This window comes from Rhodanobacter sp. B05 (assembly GCF_002001085.1).
In the GTDB taxonomy this organism is placed as follows: Bacteria; Pseudomonadota; Gammaproteobacteria; order Xanthomonadales; family Rhodanobacteraceae; genus Rhodanobacter.
In genome coordinates, this window is the sequence record NZ_MUNU01000019.1 from 1 (window position 1) to 15,301 (window position 15,301).

The following is a 15,301-nucleotide window of genomic DNA, read 5'->3' on the forward strand; positions in this document are numbered from 1 at the left end:
GTTCTCCGCCCCACCCCCACCGACCGCAATCTCACCCGCCACCATGCGCATCGACCGCATCCAGCACCCGCGCCGAATACACCATCGCGGCGCCGGCATTCATCGCCACCGCCACGCCGAGTGCCTCGGCGATTTCCTCGCGGGTGGCGCCATGCTTCAGCGCCTCGCCGGTATGCACGGTGATGCAGCCGTCGCAGCGGGTGGTGACGGCCACCGCCAGCGAGATCAGTTCGCGCGTCTTGGCATCCAGGTGCCCGGTCTTCTCGCCGGCGCCTGACAGGGTCTGGTAACCCTTGAGCGTATCCGGGCTCAGCTTGCCGATCTCGCCGATGCGCCCGATCAGTTCCTTGCGGTAACCCAGCCAGTCCAACATGGGAATCACCTCGCTGATGTGACGGCCAGGCACCACGCCGGACCGTGGCTGCCGATTGTGCGCCGACGGCCCGGCAAATGCGCGGCGACGATTCAGTGCACGCCGTCGGCCGGCGCGGCAGCCGTCGGCAGCTCCTGCAGCATCTGCTGCGTCAGCCGCTGGTAGCCCTCATCGAAGTGATGACCGCCCTTCTCGGCGTACACGGTGACCCACGCCGGCAGGCCGGGCTGGTCGCAGAGGCTGTCGTCGGCGTCGTCGAGACCGTAGTAGCAGACCACCGGCGGCTTGCCCTGCAGTGCCTGCAGCGGCGGCAGCGGATCGTAGTGCCGGATCGGATTGATCCACTGCAGAGTGTCCTTGAGGCGCTCCTTGAGCCAGCCCTGCTTGATCATGTAACCCTCGAGCTCGATCTCGAAGGTGACATCGCGGCTGGGCGACAGCAGCACCATCTGGGTGATCCGCGCCCGGTTGGCGGGACTGAGTTTGTCGACGATGGTGGGCAGCACGTCGGCGCCGAACGAGAACCCGACCAGCCAGATCCGCCGCTTGCCCCACACGCCGAGGTATTTCGTCATCAGGGCGTCGAGTTCGTGCGCGGTCTGCACCGGATTGCGCTCGCGCCAGTAGTACTTGAACGAGTTGACGCCGAGCACGGGCACGCCGCGGTCGATGAAGGCGATGCCGAGGCGCCGATCCAGATCGGCCCAGCCGCCGTCGCCGGAGACGATGACCGCCATCACGTCGTCCTTGCCCGCTGGCGGTGCGATGCTGTGGGCGGCCACTGGCCACACCACCGTCGCCTTCTCCAGGCTGACCCGCGACCATGGGCTCCACGCCAGCAGCACGGCCAGGACGCCGAGAACCACGACTGTCAGCATGATGGTCTTCCATCGTTTCATCGGCGCACCACTCCACTGAGGCCGCCGGAAATCAGGCTGGCCACGTTGGTCAGGATCATCGGCAGGGCGATGCCGCGCGGCACCGCCATGTAGCGCGGCTCCCACTGCGGATCGAATTTTTCCTTGTAGCGCTGCAACCCGCGGAAGTTGTAGAAGCGCTCGCCGCGACCGAACACCATCGCGCCGAAACGATTCCACAGCGGGGCCTGCCGTCGGCTCTGCAAACCGGCGAGCGGCGCCATGCCGAGGTTGAACCAGCGATAGCCCTCGCCGCGCGCCCACAGCATCAGTTCCACGAACAGGTAATCCATGATGCCGGCCGGGCTGTCCGGCAGGTGCCGCATCAGGTCCACCGAGGCCTCCTCGCGGCTGTCGTTGAGCAGCAGGTTGGCGAATGCCACCGGCCGCTCGCCCTGCCACACCACGGCCATCGGCGTGCGGGCCAGATAGCGCGGATCGAAGGCACCCAGCGAGAAACGCTTTTCGCGCACATGCTTGTCGTGCAGCCACGCATCGGAGATCGGTTTCAGCCGCGGCAGCAGGTCCGCCACCGCGTCGGCCGGCACGATCTCCAGCCGCAGCCCTTCTCGGTGCAGCTTGTTCACGGTGTTGCGCAGCACCTTCTTCGACTTGCCGTCGAGGTTGAAGTCGGCCAGCCGCACGCGCGCCTCCTCGCCGATCTTCAGCAGGTTCAGGCCCACCTCCAGATACAGGTCGAGGTTGGCCGGACTGACCTGATAGAACACCGGCCAGCCGCCGGCGCGCTCGCACTGTTCGAGGAAGGTCCACACCAGTTCGCGCCGGGCGATCTCGTCGCTGCCTACCGGATCGCCCATCGCCACCCAGCTGCGTCCCACGGTATCGAACATCACGAAGGCCTTGTGCCCGGCATCGAACAGCAGGGCCTTGTCGCCCATCAGGGCCAGGTGCGCCTGCGCCGACGGGAACTGCTTGATCAACGGAAGCGCCTGCGCCAGTTCGGCATCGGTGGGTGGCTCGCGATGCAGCTTCTGCGGCCGGATCAGCATGGCTGCGGCAAACAGCAGGCCGGCGGCGGCAGCCGCCACCAGCGCGCGCAAGGCACGCGGCGCACCGCCGTGATGCAGGCTGAATTCCCACCACAGGTCGCCGCTGTAGTCGACGTGCTTGTAACTGAACACCACCAGCCAGGTGGCGCAGGCGAGGATCGCCACGATCGCCACGATCCAGCCGATGCTGAAGGTGGTGCTGAACAGGGATGCGCGCCGGTAGAACAGGCGGTGCGCCGGGGCCAGCGCCATCGCCAGCAGGATCAGCAAGGTCGCCTCTTCGTAGTCGATGCCCTTGAGCAACGAGAACACCGCGCCGGCCAGCAGCAGCACCAGGGTCAGCCAGTAGGCCGCGTCCAACCGCCGTTGCAGGCCGCGCGCGAGGATCAGCAGCAGCATGCCGATCACACTGGCCAGCAGGTGCGAGACCTCCAGCACCGACAGCGGCAGCACCTCGCCCAGGATCGCCATGCGCAGCGGCAACGCGCGGGTCGCGCCGGAGAACAGCAGCACCGCGCCGCAGACCAGGGTCAGCCCGGCAAAGAACGACGGCAACAGGCCGGTGAACCACGGCGCCAGCAGCGATTGGCGACGCAGCCCCCGTGCCTCGCGCTGCAGCACCAGCACCGTCGCCGTGCACAGCGGCAGCAGGTAATAGATCACACGGAACGCGGCCAGCGCGCCCAGGATCGGCGCCGTCAGCTGCGCATTGCCGGTGGCGCCGAAGCCGGCCAGCATCACCGCCTCGAACACGCCCAGGCCGCCCGGCACATGGCTGATCAATCCGATGATCTGGGCAATCACGAAGATCGCCAGGAAATGGCCGAAGCCGTTGTTGAGCTCATCCGGCATCAGCACGTACAGCACGGCGGCCGCCAGGCCCCAGTCGAAGGCGCCGACCAGAATCTGTTTCAGCGCGGTGGACATCGAGGGCAGCACGACCCGCCAGCGCCAGATCCGCAACGGTCGACGGACCAGCCCGCCGAGCAGCCACGCCAGCGGCAACGCCAGCAGCGCGGCACCCAGCGGCTGGCTCAGTGCAGCGAATGGCAGCTCCGGCGGCAACGGCACGCACAGCAGGGTGACGCCGGTGAGCGCCAGCAGCCCCAGCCAGAAACTGGTGGTGCAGAACAACACCACGCGCGCGATCTCGCCGGCACCGAGCCCGTTCTGCACATAGAAGCGATAGCGGATCGAGCCGGACACCAGCAGCGACATGCCCACCGCGTTGCTGAACGCGTAGCTGATGAACGAGATCAGGGTGATGCGTTGCCAGGACAGCCGGCGGCCGATCGCGGCCAGCGCGAAGCGGTCGTACAACGTCATCACCGCGTAGCCCAGCAAGGTGAACAGCGCCGCCAGCAGCAGTCGTGCATGCGACAGGCTCTGCACGTACCTGCGCACCTGGTGGTAGTTCACTTCCCGCGCCAGCAGGTGCAAGGCCCACAAGGCGAGGCACAGCATCGCCACCGACAGCAACGGCCCGGCCAGCCGGCGCAACACCATCGCGCGCTGGCTCGGTGCCGCGGCCAGCGCATCCGCGCCTGCCGGCACCTGCTCGATCTCAACCTGCTTCACGCGACACCAGACTCCCTAGGAGCCTGTCGGGCTTATGAAGAATCGGCTGCAAATCCGCCTGCACGGTCCATATTTCCGCCGATTCTTGGCCGATAGAACCACTATCGGCCGGCAAATCGTCGAAAATCTGTCCTCGCGCAGACGCATTTTCGCTTTCGATTCCATAAGTCCGACAGGCTCCTATGCAACTCGCCCCATGCGCATGATCCAGCGGTACAGCACGGCGACCGTCACCGCGAACACCACGCCGCCGATCCAGATCGCGGGTATCTCGAAGCCCTTGCCCACCAGCGCGATCGGGGCATCGTTGCCACTGAACGCCACCACGCCCGCGAAAATGACCGCCAGCAGGCTTTCGCCGACGATCAGGCCCGAGGCCAGCAGCACGCCCAGCTGGCGGGTGGCCTCGGGTTTCGGTTCGCGATCGGCGCGCCGATCGAACCACGCGCCGACCAGGGCGCCGACCACCACCATCAGCGTGGTCGAAGTCGGCAGGTAGATGCCCAGCCCCACCGCCAGCGGCGGCAGCCGCGGCCCGCCCTTCTTCGCCAGCCCGAGCACTTCGTCGAGGATGATGATCGCCACGCCGATGCCGGCGCCCAGGCCGATCATGCCCCATGGCACGTTGCCGGTGATCACGCCCTCCGCCAGCGCCGCGATCAGGCCAGCCTGTGGTGCGGCAAGCGCACGCGCCGGATCCGCGCCCGGCGCCCCGAGGAAGCCGAACGTGTGCTGCAGCAGATCCATCACCGGCGGGATCACCACCGCACCGACCAGCACGCCGATCACCAGCGCCCATTGCTGCAGCGAGGGCGTGGCATCGACCAGCTGGCCGGTCTTCAGATCCTGCAGGTTGTTGTTGGCGATCGACGCCACCGCGAACACGATCGAGGTGAGGAACAAGGCAAACCCCACCAGCGCCTTGTCCGCACCCGGCGGCAGGAACGGCTTGACCCCGACCACCAGCAGCAGGGCTGCGATCACCACCACCAGGATGCCGATGCCCGACAACGGGCTGTTGGACGAACCGATCAGGCCGGCCATGTAGCCGGTCACCGCCGATACCACGAAACTCAGCAGCACCACGAACACCACGCCGCCGATCACCAGGGTCGTGGTGGCACCGCCCAGTCCGTTGTTGACGGCAAAGTGCCACAGGAGATAAGCAATCGGAATCAGGCACAGCAGCGAGATCAGGCCCACCATGCCGATCGGCATGTCGTGCTCGGTACGCGGCAGCTCGTGCAGGGTGCCGGTCTTGCGTGCACGCGAAGCGCTCATTGCACCGGCGAGGCCGCTGATCAGCGGTTTCATCAATTTGGCCAGCGTCCAGACCGCCGCCACGCCGATGGCACCGGCGCCAATGAAGCGCACGTAATGGCTCCAGCCCGCTTGCGCCACCGCGAAGGCGTCCCCTGCCGCCCAGTGCAGATGGGTGAAATAAGGCACCGCCCAGGCCCAGCCGATCACGGCGCCAAACAGCATCGCGACACCCACCCACAAGCCGACCAGATGCCCGATCGCGAACAGCGCGAACGAGAGGCCGAAGTCGAAACCGGAGGTGCCGCCCTTGTCGCCGCCGACCCGGAAATAATCCGTAACGCTGCTGGCGAACACACGGGTCTGCACGATCACGTAGAAGATCGCCGACACCACCGAGCCCCACACCACTGCCTTGAGCCCCGCGCCGCCGGTTTCCACGGCGGCAGCGCCATCAGCGGCCGCCTCGTCGCCGGCACCCACTTTCAGCACCTCGGCGCAGGCCACGCCTTCCGGGTACGGCAGGTCGGAATCGGTCACCAGCGCCCGCCGCAGCGGGATCGTGTACATCACGCCGAGGATGCCACCGGTCGCGCAGATGCCGGCCGAAATCCAGAACGGGAAGCCGGTCCAGTAGCCGACGATCACCAGGCCGGGCAGCACGAAGATGATCGCCGACAGCGTGCCCGCCGCCGAGGCCACCGTCTGCACGATGTTGTTTTCCTGGATGGTGGCGCCGCGCATCGCCTTCAGGATCGCCATCGAGATCACCGCGGCGGGGATCGAGGTCGAGAAGGTCAGGCCGGCCTTCAAGCCGAAATAGACGTTGGCGGCGGTGAACACCACCGTGATCACGATGCCGATGATGATGCCGCGGATCGTCAGTTCGCGCCGCGGCAACGAGCTGGACAGGCTGGTCTGGTTCACTGCTTGATCTCCCCCGATGGACGCTGCCGCGCACGATAGCGTGGAATGGGCGCGCAAGGATATTCGAACGTTGCCCGATGCGGGCCCCGCGATGCCGTCACGCCGGCAATTGCGCCCGCTCCAGCGCGGCAACATGACGCTCCAGCCGCGGCCCGAGATAACATTGCGAACCGCACGGCAACAACCCCACCTGGCTGAATTCGCGCAGATACCACCCTGGTGCGCGCGCGACGAAGCCGTGATGGTCGCCGGCCACGTCGTCCCGGCTGGTGAACACCTCCAGGAACGCGATGCCTTCGAGCATCTCGCCGATGCCGTGCAGGCCGGCCCGGATCTCCGCCGGCTTCAGGTAGTGGAGCACGTCGTTGCACACGATCAGGTCGAAACGGGTGTCGAAGCGCAACTGCTCCAACTGGCCGAAGCGCGCCAGACCCACGTTGCGGCTGCGTCCGTAACGTGCCACCGCATATTCGCTGGCATCCAGGCCGCGATAGGCGATGCCCGGGCGCAGCGCCAGCAACGGCGCACGCCAGCTGGCTTCGCCGCAACCGACGTCGAGCACGTTGCGAACCGGCCGGCCGAGGTAATACTCGGCCTGGGCCACCACCATCGCCACCTTGCGCCGCAATTCGGCGGCCGAGCCCACCGCATGGCGCGGGTTGCGGTACCACTTGTCGAAATAGGCGCGGTCGTAGGTCTTGGGCATCGGCGTTCATGCGGGATTTAGCGAGACGCCATGATATCGCGTCAAGGCAACCCATCGGCACGGTCGGCATCACTTCCTGCATGCGCCGCGCTTGCCAACATCGGCGCATCAGTCACCGACGAGGGCGCACCCGCATGGCCATGATCCGTTTCCGCCTGATCGGCAGCCGCGCCGACGCCGATACCGTCATCGTGGGTTTGCACGGCATGAGCGGCATCGAGCATATCGAGGAGATCGACGCCATGATGCCCGACATGCGCGACGATTCCAGTTCCAGCGAATCGGTGAGCGACAGCGAGGCGCACGTGTATTGCATCGAAGTGGAGGCCGTCAGCGACAGCCTCGCGGATTCCGTGCGCGGCAGCGCCGAGGTGCTCGCCCATGCCTGCGACGCCGGCATCGAGTTCGTCGACGAATTCTGATTGAGGGTTGCCGGCGCGGTGCAACATGTCATCCGCAAAGCCCTTGCTGCGTTGAACCTGCCTGCGGCATTGCCGTGAGCTCCGTTCCCGCCAGTCAGGATATAGCGCATGCACCTACCAGTTGTCCGGCGGAAAAACCTGCGGATCATGGCGTGCAGCGGCCTGTTGCTGATGAGCAGTTTCCTGCTGCCTGCCGAAACGACACCCGCGCCTTCCGCCGGGTTGAGCCACGCCGACATCCGCTGGTTGCAGCGCGCCGGCTTCGGGCTCGATTCGGCCACCCTGGAAAGCTATCGACGGCTCGGTCGCCAGCGCTGGCTCGACCAGCAGCTCAACGATCGCCACGACACCCTGCCGCCGGCGATCGACGCGTTGATCGCCAGCTACCCTGCGCTTGGCACGCCACCCGATGAACTGCTGGCGGACGCCATCAAGGCGCGCAACGAACTGAAATCGATGCCGGACGGCGACGCCAGGGTCGCCGCGAAAAAGGCGCTGCAAAAGCACGCACGCGAACTGGTGCAGCAGGCCCAGCAGGCCGAACTGCTGCACGCGATCTACGGTAGCAATCCGCTCAAGGAGCAGATGGTCTGGTTCTGGCTCAACCATTTCAGCGTCTATGCCGCCAAGGGCCGCGTGCGGCTGGTGGCGGCGGACTACGAGGAGCACGTGATCCGGCCGCACGCGCTGGGCAAGTTCCGCGATCTGGTGATGGCCACGCTGAAAAGCCCGGCAATGCTGGAGTTCCTCGACAACGCGAAGAACGTCAAGGGCAAGACCAACGAGAACTACGCGCGCGAACTGATGGAGCTGCACACGCTCGGGGTCGGTTCCGGTTACACCCAGCAGGACGTGCAGCAGCTGGCCCTGATCCTCACCGGCGCCGGCATCGCGCCGCGCGCACCACGGCGGATCGGCCGCTTCGGTCGCGGCCAGGCCGGCGTCGTGCGCGATGGCCTGTTCGTGTTCAATCCGCGGAAACACGATTTCAGCGACAAGCAGTTCCTCGGCCGCAACATCCAGGGCAGCGGCTACGACGAGATCGAGCAGGCCGTGGACCTGATCACCCGCGAGCCGGCCTGCGCGCATTTCGTCTCGCGCCAGCTGGCCGAATACTTCGTGGCCGACCAGCCGCCGCCGGCCCTGGTCGATGCGATGGCGCAAACTTTCCAGCGCACCGATGGCGACATCGCGGCCGTGCTGCGCACGATGTTCGACTCGCCTGCCCTGCTCGCCGGCGGCGCAAAGAAATTCAAGGACCCGACCCAGTTCCTGGTCTCCGCGATGAAGCTGGCCTACGACGGCCAGCCGATCACCGATGCACGGCCGCTGCTCAACTGGCTGAACCAGATGGGCGAGCCGGTGTACGGACGGATCACCCCCGATGGCTGGCCGCTGGACAGCGCAAGCTGGTCCGGCTCGGGCCAGATGGCGGCACGTTTCGCGGTGGCGCGTGCGATCGGCAGCGGCAGGAACCGCCTGCTCATGGGCGACACCGACGCACCCGGAAACGCCAGGCGCTTTCCGGTGCCTGCGATGGATTCGCCGCTCTACCGCACTGCCTTCAAGCCGTATCTGTCCGACGCCACACGCACTGCACTGGGTAAGGCCGGTTCGGCACAGGAATGGAACACCTACCTGCTGTCCTCGCCCGACTTCAATTACCGCTGAGCGGCAGCGAGATCCTGCCCACGAGGTATGCCATGAACCGCCGAGAATTCCTGCTTGCTGCCGCCAGCGCCGCCGTGGCGTTGCCGACGCTGTCCTTCACCGGCCGCCTGTTTGCCGCACCGGCGAATTCGCCGCGCTTCCTGCTGGTATTCCTGCGCGGCGGCTACGACTGCAACAACCTGCTGGTGCCGTATGCCAGCGATTTCTATTACGAATCGCGCCCCACCCTGGCGATCGCGCGTCCCGACGCATCCAACCCGAACAGCGCGATCGCGCTGGATGCGAACTGGGGCCTCAATCCGGTGCTGCGCGATTCGATCCATCCGCTGTGGCAGAAGAAGCAGATCGCGTTCGTGCCGTTCGCCGGCACCGACGATCTCTCGCGCAGCCATTTCGAAACGCAGAACAATATCGAGTCCGGCGAGCCCACCGCGCGGCGAGCCAGTTTCCGCTCCGGCTTTTTGGCGCGCCTGTCCGGCCAGCTCACCGGCGCGCCGGCGATCGCCTTCACCAAGAACCTGCCGCTCAGTTTCCAGGGCGCCGGCAAGGACATCCCCAACATCTCGCTGAAGGCCGACCCCAAGGCCCAATTCAATGCGCGCCAGGCGGCGATCCTCAGCGGCATGTACAAGAACACGCCGCTGGCAGCGGCCACCGCCGACGGGCTGGCGCTGCCCGCCACGATCTCCGATGACTTGCGCAACGAGATGATCAAGGCCAGCCGCGGCGCGCCCAGCGCACGCAGTTTCGCCACCGAGACGCAGCGCATCGCCACCCTGATGCGCGACCAGTACCGGCTCGGCTTCGTCGATGTCGGCGGCTGGGACACCCATGTCAACCAGGGCAGCGTCACCGGCGGACTTGCCAACAACCTGCGCAACCTGGGCGAAGGCCTGGCCGCCTACGCCGACGCGCTCGGCGACGAATGGGCCAACACCACGGTGGTGGTGCTCAGCGAGTTCGGGCGAACCTTCCGCGAGAACGGCGACAAGGGCACCGACCATGGCCACGGCACCGTGCACTGGGTACTCGGCGGCAAGGTCAACGGCGGCCGCATCGCCGGCGAACAGGTCGCGGTGGCGCCCTCAAGCCTGCTGCAGAATCGCGACTACCCCGTGCTGACCAATTACCGCGACATGCTCGGCGGCTTGTTCGGGCGCGTCTGGGGTCTTTCGCCAAGCCGCCTGCAGTCGGTGTTTCCGCAGGCAAGCCCGCGGGATCTGCAGCTGGTTTGAGCACCCGGTCGCCTGGCGCCGCTCAGGTCGCGGCGCCGGCCACCAGCAAGTGCTTGGCGAGGTTCCCGTGCAGGCGACCGAGCCCACGCACCATGTGCAGCGTGGCAAACAGCAGCACGATGCCCAGCACGCAAAACCCGACGGTGCCCGCCCATCCGGGGCCGTAGTAGCTGAAGCTGTCGATGTTGATGTTGATCACGTCGAAACCGAAGGCCTTGATCAGCGGTGCGGCCATGAAACCAAGGGATACCGCCAGCATGGTTACCGTGACCGTGAAATAGAAGATGCCCAGGGGCAGCATGAGCAGCATGTAGAACAGCGTGCTCCAGGTGCGCGCGTCCAGGAACATGGCGCCGATCCGCTTCAGCAGGGACTGGCCCTGCTCCGTCGGATACGGCGGTCTGCGTGGCATGCGCACGCCCAGCATGGCTTCGACGATGCGCCCTTCCAGCAACGAGAGACCACGCACGCTGCTGAAGAAAAGCACGACGAATGGAATGCCGATGATCAGTACCGAGAAGCCACCCGACATCGAGATGCCGGCGACGGCCCAAGTGAAGTAGAAAATGCCGGTGACCAGCGACAGCATCATGTAAAACAGGGCGCCATAGGTGTGCCCATCCGCGGCAACGCCGAAAAAGCGTCCGGCCATCGATCGCCGTGCTGGCGGCGGCGGCGGTCGGATCGCGCGCTGGATCCTGATTTCCTGGTCGCGGTAGATCTCGGCAACCTCGTCCGGTGCACCGTAGCTGCCCACGACATGTTCGAGCATCTCCGCCTCGCCGCGCACCGGCTGCTCGGCGAGCTCGGCCCGCAGGTGTTCCTCGGCGTCGTACAGCGCATCCTGGATCAAGGCCGGATCGGCGCCGCGCAGGGCCGCGCGCAACTGGTCCAGATACTCGGCAATCGTGCGTGGCGCATTCATGGGACCCCTCCTTGCAAGACGTTGTCGACGGAATCACGGGTGGCATTCCACGCCGCGGTCCACTCGCGCAATGATTCGCGCCCGGATCTGGTGATGCGGTAATAGCGACGGGGCGGCCCGCTCACCGAGGGCTCGACCTCACTGGCCAGCAACCCGGCCGCCTCGAGATTGCGCAGCACCGGATACAGCGCGCTCTGCTTGCCGGCGAGCACCCCTTCGCCGCCATCCTCCAGCCGCTTGGCAATCTGGTAGCCGTACATCGGCTGCCGCGACTGGCCAAGCACCGCCAGCAGCACCAGCGACACCGTGCCACTGGACAGCTCCTTCTGGAATTTCTTCAGCTGGCTGCCGCTCTCGTCCACCCGACTCACCTGCACTGCCCTATGGCGTGATGTGAACCATAGTGTTTACTTATGAATAGTGCGTGTGCCGGTAGTCATGCGCGTGCCCGGGGATGCCAGATGGGCATGACACCAATGTATGTACACGTTGTACAAACATTGGTGTCAGCTGGCGCTGCTGACGCTTGCATATGATGTTGCTGAGATAGTTATGCAGGCCCGAGAGGCGTTTGCCTTCGGCAATCAGCTTGGCTCGTAACACCCGAGGAGGCGGACATCATCGTCACCGACGGCGCTCGCGTTTTGCGAGCTTTGACAGCAAGTAAGCACACACACTGCGCAGGACCGCGCCTTTCTGGTCAATTTTCAACGTTCGGCAACAGGGCGGCGCTTCGCCGCCGCCCGCCAGGCCGGCAGCCCTGCGCCAAGCACGAGAGCGAAGATCCCGCAGAGCCACGGGAAGACGTTGCCGATCCGCGTATAGAACGTTGGCCCGGATCCCAGCGGCAGGTCGGCGACGATCATGGTCAGGCCCGCAGGCGCATCCTTCTTGAGGGCGACCAGACGCCCTTGCGCGTCGCTGGCGAACACCAGTCCGTCATGGGCAGCCCGCACGATCGAAAATCCGCCTTCGACGCCGCGCATCACGGACATGATTCCATGCTGCCAGCCATCGATGCCCATGTCGCCCGCGGGCACGCCCATCAGGCGGATGCCCTTGGCGGCATCGGAACGAATGGTGTCGGGGAAATCCATGTCCTTGCAGATCTCCATGGCACGGCCATCGCCCAACCAGCCCGAGACACGACCCGGCGTGAAATCGTCCTCGAGGCCCGGCACCGGATGGCGCTTGTCGTAGCGCTGAATCCTGCCATCGGGCGTGATCGCAAGCGCGAAGTCGGCGGCCGGCGTCTGGGAATGGAAGCCGGCAATGATCTGCACACCCGTATCCCTGGCGGCGGCAACGAGTGGCGCAACGATCGTGCTCTGTCCGGCAGGGGTCGATGCCATGCCGCCTTCCGGCGTAACCACGAATCTGGCGCCTTCCCGGGCGGCTGCACGGATCTCGCGCGCATAGCTTTCGGTCACCGCGAGATCGGCGGACACGGTCTTCGCCCGCCAGGAATCCGCTACGGCCGTTTCATCGACGATTCCCGCCACCCGCAGCACGTCGGGCTGCGGGCGCGCGAGTCGCACGATACCGAACACCAAATTGGCCGCACAGATCGTCAGCCCGAGGCCGACTGCGGCCGTGTTTCGTTTGAGCCGCAGCGCCATGGCGAGGGTATTGGCAAAGAGGCAGATCAGGAACGTAACGGCATACATCCCGAAGAGCGATGCGCTCTGGATCAGTACGGGTGCTGACATCGTGCTATAGGCGAGCGATCCGTAGGTGCCGTTCGGGGACTGCAGTTCAATCAGGAACTCGAAGGCTGTCCAGCAAGCCGGAAACGCAAACAGCGTGAGGAGCGGTGATGCCCGGTGCTGCACGAAGCGCGCAAACCATACCGCGACGCAAAACAGCCCGATATCGACCGCCAGAACCGACGTGATGACGAGCGGTGGTATGAGGTGGAGGTAGGGGGATTGCAAGATATAGCCTGCGCCGCCGAGGAGCGCGATGGCGCTCGCCCCGATCACCTGCCACGTGCGCGTATTGCCATAGGCGAGCCACAACAGCGGCACGGGCGCGAGCCAGACCAGGGCCCAGACGTGGTCGTATCCCTGTGCGAGATAAAACATGATGCCGCTCAACACGGCGGCCAGCAGGGTGATCATGCGTTTTTCCCGGACGGTTTGAGGGAATCGAGGAACTGGCGCTGCGCCGCGCGGTACAGCGCCTTGAACTGTTTGTCGCTCGCGAAACGCCTGGCGCGCTGCATCGACACGAATCCCTGTCCGTAGGCCGCGAGCGCCACGGCGATCCCGAGCGTAGGCTCGTCGCGGAACCGACCATCGGCCTTCGCCTGATCGATGCGAGCCATCGCGAGCGCAATCGCCGGCGAGCGGCCCGCGGCGAAATCATCGGGAAACTGGCGCGCCGCGGGCGCAGGCAGGAAGAATGCCGCGTCGAACCGGTGCGGCTGCGTGAGCGCGAAATCGAGATAGGCCTCCATGAGCGCCTCCAGCCACGCCACTGGGTCTCGGGTGCGGATGCCGCGAACAATCGCCTCCCACGCGGAGATACCGTCCTGCATGAGGGCGTTGAGCAACTCGTCCTTGTTCTTGAAATGGCGGTAGAGCGCCATCGGCGAGAGGCCCGCTCGCTGGGCGACCCTGCGGATGGTCAGCCCCTCGAAGCCTGCGGATTCGAGCACTGCTTTCGCGGCCGAGAGTATGCGATCCTTGGTCATGCGTACACAGTACACTGACGGGTACTAAGTACACAAGCTAGTCTCGCGGCCATAGTTCCGGGCACCCGAGGTGCTCAGGTTCATGCCATTGTTCGAAGTAACCGTAAAGGACGCGGCATTCGTCTCGTCGTCGCGGACGGCGAGGCGGTAGGGTTCTTTCGGTTAATCCGTGTCTGGGCCGAGAACCGACAGCGAGCGGAAACCCGGGCGATAGCACTGGTCAACGCGGATTGGCGCAATGGCGTGCATGCAAACCGCGACAAAAGACATGCTGCCAAGCGCGCCACGCGGCGCTCGGCGAAAATGTCAGGAGGGCGTGTCCGGGATTTCGTGCAAGTGGGCTCCAGGCCAGACATTGCCGTCAGCCCCGGAGTGGTGCGCCCCGCTTACGTACACACCTTAGCTTGTCAAAGCGAGGCCAATCGCCCACAGACGCGACAGCTAAGCCGTTGATCCGACTACGGGCACACATGCTTTGCTCTTTGGCTTCCAGCAAAGTGTGTGCATGACCTGCCCGTGCTGCACAAACTTTGGTTTTCAAAACTACACAGGCTTTATCGTCATGCCCACGGGCTCTGCTAACTTGCCGTTCCAGCCATCGAGTCGTTCCAGGGGAATTGCCATGCCCGCACGCTGCCGTCTCTTCACTGCTGCCTTGCTGACCGGCTTGCTGATCGGGCCGATGTCGGCAACGGCCAGCCAGTCGCCGACACCGACCCGCGCTCAACTGCTGGCGAAGTCCAGATCCGCCGAATGGCGTACTCCAAGCCCGGACAACCTGCTGGTGATGCAGCTGCCGAGCGGGCGCGTGCTGATCGAACTGGCGCCCGACTTCGCCCCGCTGCATGCGGCCAATATCCGCACTCTGGTGCGGCAGCACTATTTCGACGGACTGGCGATCGTGCGCGTGCAGGACAACTTCGTCACCCAATGGGGCGATCCGGCCAGCGACGACCATGGCGACAAGAGCAAGCTGCGTTCGCTGGGCAAGGCCCACGACACCGTGCCTCCGGAATACACGTGGGCGATCGACCCCAAGCTGGAATGGACCGCCCTGCCCGATGGCGATGTCTATGCGCCCGAGGTGGGTTTCAGCGAAGGGTTCCCGGCGGCGCGCGACCCGGCCATCGGGCAGGAATGGCTGACCCACTGTTACGGCATGGTCGGCGTGGGTCGCGACAACGGCCCGGAAACCGGCAATGGCAGCGAACTGTACGTGGTGATCGGTCAGGCCCCGCGCCGGCTCGATCGCAACCTGGCGATCGCCGGGCGCGTGCTGGAAGGCATGCCACTGCTTGCCGGGCTGCCGCGTGGTGAAGGCGAGATGGGCTTCTACACCAAACCTTCGCAGCGCACGCCGATCGAGTCCGTGCGACTGGCCTCCGAACTGCCCGCGGCGCAGCGTCCCGCGATCCAGGTGCTGCGCACCGACAGCCCCACCTTCGCCGCACTGCTCGATGCCCAGCGCCATCGGCACGATGCCTTTTACAAGGTGTCCTCGGGCAAGGTCGGGTTGTGCAGCGTCGATGTGCCGGTGCGCCGGCAAGTACCTCCGCCCGCGACGCGCTGATCCTTCCGGACT

Annotated in this window: 13 protein-coding genes; 4 read left to right on the forward strand and 9 right to left on the reverse strand. The window is 65.7% G+C overall.

What is annotated here, in order from left to right; genetic code table 11:
* Window positions 1–31: 31 nt before the first annotated feature.
* The 5 genes from B0E47_RS13495 to B0E47_RS13515 form a co-directional block, all read right to left on the reverse strand.
* Entirely contained in the window at window positions 32–373 is a 342-nt protein-coding gene (locus B0E47_RS13495) for a carboxymuconolactone decarboxylase family protein (RefSeq protein ID WP_077514805.1), read from the reverse strand.
* A 92-nt stretch (window positions 374–465) separates the two neighbouring features.
* Complete coding sequence (locus B0E47_RS13500) at window positions 466–1,251, reverse strand: virulence factor (RefSeq protein ID WP_254422940.1); 786 nt, start codon at window positions 1,249–1,251, stop codon at window positions 466–468.
* A gap of 17 nt (window positions 1,252–1,268) precedes the next feature.
* The gene (mprF, locus tag B0E47_RS13505; RefSeq protein ID WP_254422941.1) at window positions 1,269–3,878 is read right to left on the reverse strand and encodes a bifunctional lysylphosphatidylglycerol flippase/synthetase MprF; all 2,610 of its coding nucleotides are present in this window, start codon (window positions 3,876–3,878) and stop codon (window positions 1,269–1,271) included.
* A 180-nt stretch (window positions 3,879–4,058) separates the two neighbouring features.
* On the reverse strand, window positions 4,059–6,065 hold the full coding sequence (locus B0E47_RS13510; protein WP_254422942.1) for an oligopeptide transporter, OPT family: 2,007 nt from the start codon (window positions 6,063–6,065) through the stop codon (window positions 4,059–4,061).
* Window positions 6,066–6,162: 97 nt separating this feature from the next.
* Entirely contained in the window at window positions 6,163–6,771 is a 609-nt protein-coding gene (locus B0E47_RS13515; RefSeq protein WP_077514808.1) for a class I SAM-dependent methyltransferase, read from the reverse strand.
* A gap of 134 nt (window positions 6,772–6,905) precedes the next feature.
* On the opposite strand from B0E47_RS13515, the gene B0E47_RS13520 reads away from it, so the two are divergent.
* The 3 genes from B0E47_RS13520 to B0E47_RS13530 all read left to right on the forward strand — a co-directional run bounded on the left by B0E47_RS13520 (window position 6,906) and on the right by B0E47_RS13530 (window position 10,099).
* Window positions 6,906–7,193 carry a hypothetical protein gene (locus B0E47_RS13520; protein WP_077514809.1) on the forward strand — a complete coding sequence of 96 codons (288 nt, stop codon included), beginning with the start codon at window positions 6,906–6,908 and terminating at the stop codon, window positions 7,191–7,193.
* A gap of 108 nt (window positions 7,194–7,301) precedes the next feature.
* Window positions 7,302–8,864 (forward strand): DUF1800 domain-containing protein, encoded by a 1,563-nt coding sequence (locus B0E47_RS13525; RefSeq protein ID WP_077514810.1) that lies wholly within the window; start codon window positions 7,302–7,304, stop codon window positions 8,862–8,864.
* 32 nt (window positions 8,865–8,896) lie between these two features.
* Window positions 8,897–10,099, forward strand: a complete 1,203-nt coding sequence (locus B0E47_RS13530; RefSeq protein WP_077514811.1) for a DUF1501 domain-containing protein — start codon at window positions 8,897–8,899, stop codon at window positions 10,097–10,099.
* 22 nt (window positions 10,100–10,121) lie between these two features.
* On the opposite strand, the gene B0E47_RS13535 is transcribed toward B0E47_RS13530, so the two are convergent.
* The 4 genes from B0E47_RS13535 to B0E47_RS13550 all read right to left on the reverse strand — a co-directional run bounded on the left by B0E47_RS13535 (window position 10,122) and on the right by B0E47_RS13550 (window position 13,719).
* Window positions 10,122–11,024 (reverse strand): sensor domain-containing protein, encoded by a 903-nt coding sequence (locus tag B0E47_RS13535; protein ID WP_077514812.1) that lies wholly within the window; start codon window positions 11,022–11,024, stop codon window positions 10,122–10,124.
* Window positions 11,021–11,386, reverse strand: coding sequence for a PadR family transcriptional regulator (locus tag B0E47_RS13540; RefSeq protein ID WP_077514813.1), 366 nt, complete (start codon window positions 11,384–11,386; stop codon window positions 11,021–11,023). The genes B0E47_RS13535 and B0E47_RS13540 overlap by 4 nt, the downstream gene beginning before the upstream one ends.
* 345 nt (window positions 11,387–11,731) lie before the next feature.
* The gene (locus B0E47_RS13545) at window positions 11,732–13,144 is read right to left on the reverse strand and encodes a nitrilase-related carbon-nitrogen hydrolase (protein ID WP_077514814.1); all 1,413 of its coding nucleotides are present in this window, start codon (window positions 13,142–13,144) and stop codon (window positions 11,732–11,734) included.
* Entirely contained in the window at window positions 13,141–13,719 is a 579-nt protein-coding gene (locus B0E47_RS13550) for a TetR/AcrR family transcriptional regulator (RefSeq protein WP_077514815.1), read from the reverse strand. The genes B0E47_RS13545 and B0E47_RS13550 overlap by 4 nt, the downstream gene beginning before the upstream one ends.
* Before the next feature lie 682 nt (window positions 13,720–14,401).
* Between B0E47_RS13550 and B0E47_RS13555 the strand changes: the two genes are divergently transcribed.
* Entirely contained in the window at window positions 14,402–15,289 is an 888-nt protein-coding gene (locus tag B0E47_RS13555) for a peptidylprolyl isomerase (RefSeq protein ID WP_254422974.1), read from the forward strand.
* Window positions 15,290–15,301: the final 12 nt, after the last annotated feature.

Bases quoted from the DNA above. Each gene is read 5' to 3' on its own strand.
- B0E47_RS13500 (WP_254422940.1), bottom strand. From the start codon at position 1,251: ATGCTGACAGTCGTGGTTCTCGGCGTCCTGGCCGTGCTGCTGGCGTGG.
- B0E47_RS13555 (WP_254422974.1), top strand. From the start codon at position 14,402: ATGTCGGCAACGGCCAGCCAGTCGCCGACACCGACCCGCGCTCAACTG.
- B0E47_RS13530 (WP_077514811.1), top strand. From the start codon at position 8,897: ATGAACCGCCGAGAATTCCTGCTTGCTGCCGCCAGCGCCGCCGTGGCG.
- B0E47_RS13535 (WP_077514812.1), bottom strand. From the start codon at position 11,024: ATGAATGCGCCACGCACGATTGCCGAGTATCTGGACCAGTTGCGCGCG.
- B0E47_RS13525 (WP_077514810.1), top strand. From the start codon at position 7,302: ATGCACCTACCAGTTGTCCGGCGGAAAAACCTGCGGATCATGGCGTGC.
- B0E47_RS13550 (WP_077514815.1), bottom strand. From the start codon at position 13,719: ATGACCAAGGATCGCATACTCTCGGCCGCGAAAGCAGTGCTCGAATCC.
- B0E47_RS13545 (WP_077514814.1), bottom strand. From the start codon at position 13,144: ATGATCACCCTGCTGGCCGCCGTGTTGAGCGGCATCATGTTTTATCTC.
- B0E47_RS13520 (WP_077514809.1), top strand. From the start codon at position 6,906: ATGGCCATGATCCGTTTCCGCCTGATCGGCAGCCGCGCCGACGCCGAT.
- B0E47_RS13515 (WP_077514808.1), bottom strand. From the start codon at position 6,771: ATGCCCAAGACCTACGACCGCGCCTATTTCGACAAGTGGTACCGCAAC.
- B0E47_RS13495 (WP_077514805.1), bottom strand. From the start codon at position 373: ATGTTGGACTGGCTGGGTTACCGCAAGGAACTGATCGGGCGCATCGGC.